4 protein-coding genes are annotated in these 3,338 nt (G+C 68.7%); 3 read left to right on the forward strand and 1 reads right to left on the reverse strand.

The annotated features are described in order from the left end of the window. The first annotated feature begins 83 nt into the window (after window positions 1–83). From JYJ84_RS32050 to JYJ84_RS32060, 3 genes are all read left to right on the forward strand, one after another. Window positions 84–416, forward strand: coding sequence for a cupredoxin family copper-binding protein (locus JYJ84_RS32050; RefSeq protein ID WP_175220286.1), 333 nt, complete (start codon window positions 84–86; stop codon window positions 414–416). Window positions 417–505: 89 nt separating this feature from the next. Beyond that, entirely contained in the window at window positions 506–967 is a 462-nt protein-coding gene (locus tag JYJ84_RS32055) for a cupin domain-containing protein (protein WP_175220284.1), read from the forward strand. 201 nt (window positions 968–1,168) lie between these two features. After that, window positions 1,169–2,308: a patatin-like phospholipase family protein gene (locus JYJ84_RS32060; RefSeq protein ID WP_175220282.1), complete on the forward strand. Its 1,140-nt coding sequence runs from the start codon at window positions 1,169–1,171 to the stop codon at window positions 2,306–2,308. A gap of 127 nt (window positions 2,309–2,435) precedes the next feature. Here JYJ84_RS32060 and JYJ84_RS32065 read toward each other — a convergent pair. Then, window positions 2,436–3,338 (reverse strand): alpha/beta fold hydrolase (locus tag JYJ84_RS32065; RefSeq protein WP_205189957.1); only part of this gene is annotated, 903 nt, incomplete at its 5' end.

Here is a 3,338-nt window from a genome sequence, read left to right on the forward strand (position 1 = left end):
CGTCGAATTCGCGGGCCATCCGGTCACATCGTCGCTGCACGATGCGACGCTGGCGTGACGCACCGAACCGCAAGGAGACCGACATGAACCGCTTCAAGCCATCCAGCGTCGTCGCCGCGCTGATCCTGTGCGCCGCCGGCCCGCTTTCCGCGTTCGCGCAGGGTCCGGACGGCACGCTCGTGACGATCCACAACTTCATGTTTTCGCCGATGTCGACCACGATCAAGGCCGGCACGACGATCACGTGGAAGAACCTCGACGCGGAGCCGCACACCGTCGTCAACGACGCCGGCATCTTTCATTCGAAGGCGCTCGACCAGGACGAGACGTACTCGTTCCGCTTCGACAAGCCAGGCGTCTACAAGGTGTTCTGCGGGATACACCCGTACATGAAGGAGACCATCACGGTCGAATGACGCGGCGCACCACGACACGCGCGGACGCATGGCGGGCGGCGCCTACAATGCCCCCAACCCATTCGCCCGCGTGGCCGACGGAGCCGCCCATGCCCAGGATCGACCTCAGCGCCGTACCCGAACGCCGCGGCAGCGGCTATCCGCGGCCGTTCGACGCGCCGTGCGCGCAGCGCATCCGACAGCGCGTCGGCGACGCCGGCGGGCTGCGCGATTTCGGCGTCAACCTGATGCGCGTGCCGCCGGGCGGCTGGTCGAGCCAGCGCCACTGGCATTCCGACGAGGACGAATTCGTCTACGTGCTCGAAGGCGAACTCGTGATGATCGAGGACGGCGGCGAAACCGTGCTGCGTGCCGGCGACTGCGCGGCGTTTCCGAAGAACTCGGGCAACGGCCATCACCTGGTCAACCGGTCGGATGCGCTCGCCGTCTATCTCGAGGTCGGCGCGCGCTCGCCGGACGACGTGATCACCTGCCCGGACATCGACATGATGAGCCCGAGCCGCGACGGCCGGTTTCTGCACAAGGACGGCACGCCTTACCCGGACGCGTGACGCCGGCCACTTGCGCCGGCGGATGCGCGGCGCGAGCGGGCGCATTCAAGCGCACCACCGCTCACGCTCTTGAGGGTCGGAAGCGACTGGCGAAGCCAACGCAGCCGACCGCTGCGCTGCAGGCGGTCCCCCGCCGCCGATCGCCTAAACTGAATCGAACCGTTCGGATCCGACCCACCGTCACACGCAGAGAGGCCAGCCATGACCGCGAGCCAGCCGGCACGCATGGATCTCCCCGGGCAAGTCGTGCTCGTGCTCCAGGGCGGCGGCGCACTGGGCGCATTCCAGCTCGGTGTATTTCAGGCGATGGACGAAGCCGGCATCCGACCCGACTGGGTGGTCGGCACGTCGATCGGCGCGATCAACGCGGCGCTGATCGCCGGGAACCCGCCGGAACACCGCTACGAGAAACTGTCGGCATTCTGGCGCCGCGTGACCGAACGGACCCGTTTCGACGCCGCGCCGCTGCTGCCCGGCTGGGACCGGACGCTGGCCGAGCTGATGATCATCGGCGGCGGCATCGCGGGCTTCTTCCAGCCCAATCCGGCATCGTGGCTCGGGCCGATGGCCCGCCTCGGCGTCGATCGCGCATCGTATTACCGGATCGCGCCGCTGCGCGACACGCTCACATCGCTGATCGATCCCGACCTGCTGAACGCGGGCCACCCGCGCCTGACCGTCAGCGCGGTCAATGCGTGCACGGGCACGATGCGCTATTTCGACTCGCGCGATACACGGCTCGGGATCGAGCACATCATGAGCTCGGGCGCGCTGCCGCCCGCGTTCCCGGCCATCCGGATCGACGGCGAACCGTACTGGGATGGCGGCGTGTATTCGAACACGCCGGTCGAGGTCGTGCTCGACGACAACCCGCGCCGCAGCTCGATCATCTTCTCCGTCCAGATGTGGAATCCGGCCGGCCCCGAGCCCGAGAGCATCTGGCAGGTGTCGGAGCGGCAGAAGGACATCCAGTATGCAAGCCGCACCGACAGCCACATCGCGCGCCAGCAGCAGATCCACCGGCTGCGCCACGTGATCCGCGAACTGGCCCGGCACGTGCCGGAAGCCGAACGCGCGTCGCCGGCCGTGCGCCGGCTCGCCGCGTGGGGATGCGAAACCACGATGCACCTGGTCAAGCTCGCGGCGCCGCGACTCGCCGGCGACAATCAGCTCAAGGACATCGATTTCACGCCGGACGGCATCGCGGCCCGCCGGCAGGCCGGCTACGAGGCGGCGCAACGGGCCATCGCGGCACGTCCGTGGGATATGCCGACGGACCCGACGGAAGGCCTGACGGTATTCGATGCAAGCGCGCCGCCCGGCACTGAAAAAACGGCATGACGCGCGGCGCCGCAATCGCGCGATCGGCCTGAGCGCGGGCGCGACCGACAGGGAAACGCGTCGATCCGGCCGGTTCGTGGATTTTCCGATCGGCCAATGCCGGCCGGCGCGGATCTCGCCCGCCCGCCTACGGCAATGTCGCGCGCACGCCCGGCGCGGTGCCGGCGACGACCGGGCACGATGACGGCAACGCCTGGTCGAACAGCACGGCCAGCCCGCAGGCGGACGTAAACATGCCGAGATTGTCGTGCCCGACGCCAGGCACTTCGACGACCTGCTGGGCGAGATCGGCCGGGTGCCGCTTCTTCAGGTAGTCAAAATACGCGAGCCCGCGCGCGAGACGGTATGGGCCTTGCGCCATGGCCGCGCACGAACGGTCGATGAAATGCGTGTACGGGTTCGTGTCGGCCTGGCCGAGCAGGTACACGACATGACGCGCGACGTAGCGCGCTTCGAGATCGCGCGCGTCCTGCGACGCGACATAGGGCGGCGCCGACTTCAACCCGTATTTCCATTGCGTCGCGCGCGGGCAGGTTCCGCCTGCGATCGCCTGGCCGTCCGGCCGCGCGTCGTCGAAATACAGGTAGCTCGACGGGTTCGCGACCACATAGCGCACGGCGATGCCGGCCCGCTCCAGCGCATCGCCTTCGTGCCCGGCCACCGCATAGCGCTGCAGCAACTGCGCGCCGGCGGAATGGCCGATCACGACCACGCTCGACAACGCGGGATACAGGCTGCGGTCGGCGAAATGCGCCAGCAAGGCGTCGAGTGCGGCGAACGAGCTGACCGGCCCCGGCTGACGGGCCGCGTCGCCGCCCTTCCATCCTTCCTGCGTCCACGCCAGCGTCTGCGCGGGCAACGAAAACGCGCGCGTATCGGCGCGCGTCAGGAACTGCGGCGCGACGACCATCGTGCCCGTGCCGGCCGCACCGGCTTTCTCGACGACCTTGAGCCCGGACGCGTAATACGCGTCGGCATTGCGCAGCGTGCCGTGAATCACGACGAAGACGCGTGTGACATCGGGCGCGGC

This window comes from Burkholderia sp. LMG 13014 (genome assembly GCF_905232215.1).
Classification (GTDB): domain Bacteria; phylum Pseudomonadota; class Gammaproteobacteria; order Burkholderiales; family Burkholderiaceae; genus Burkholderia.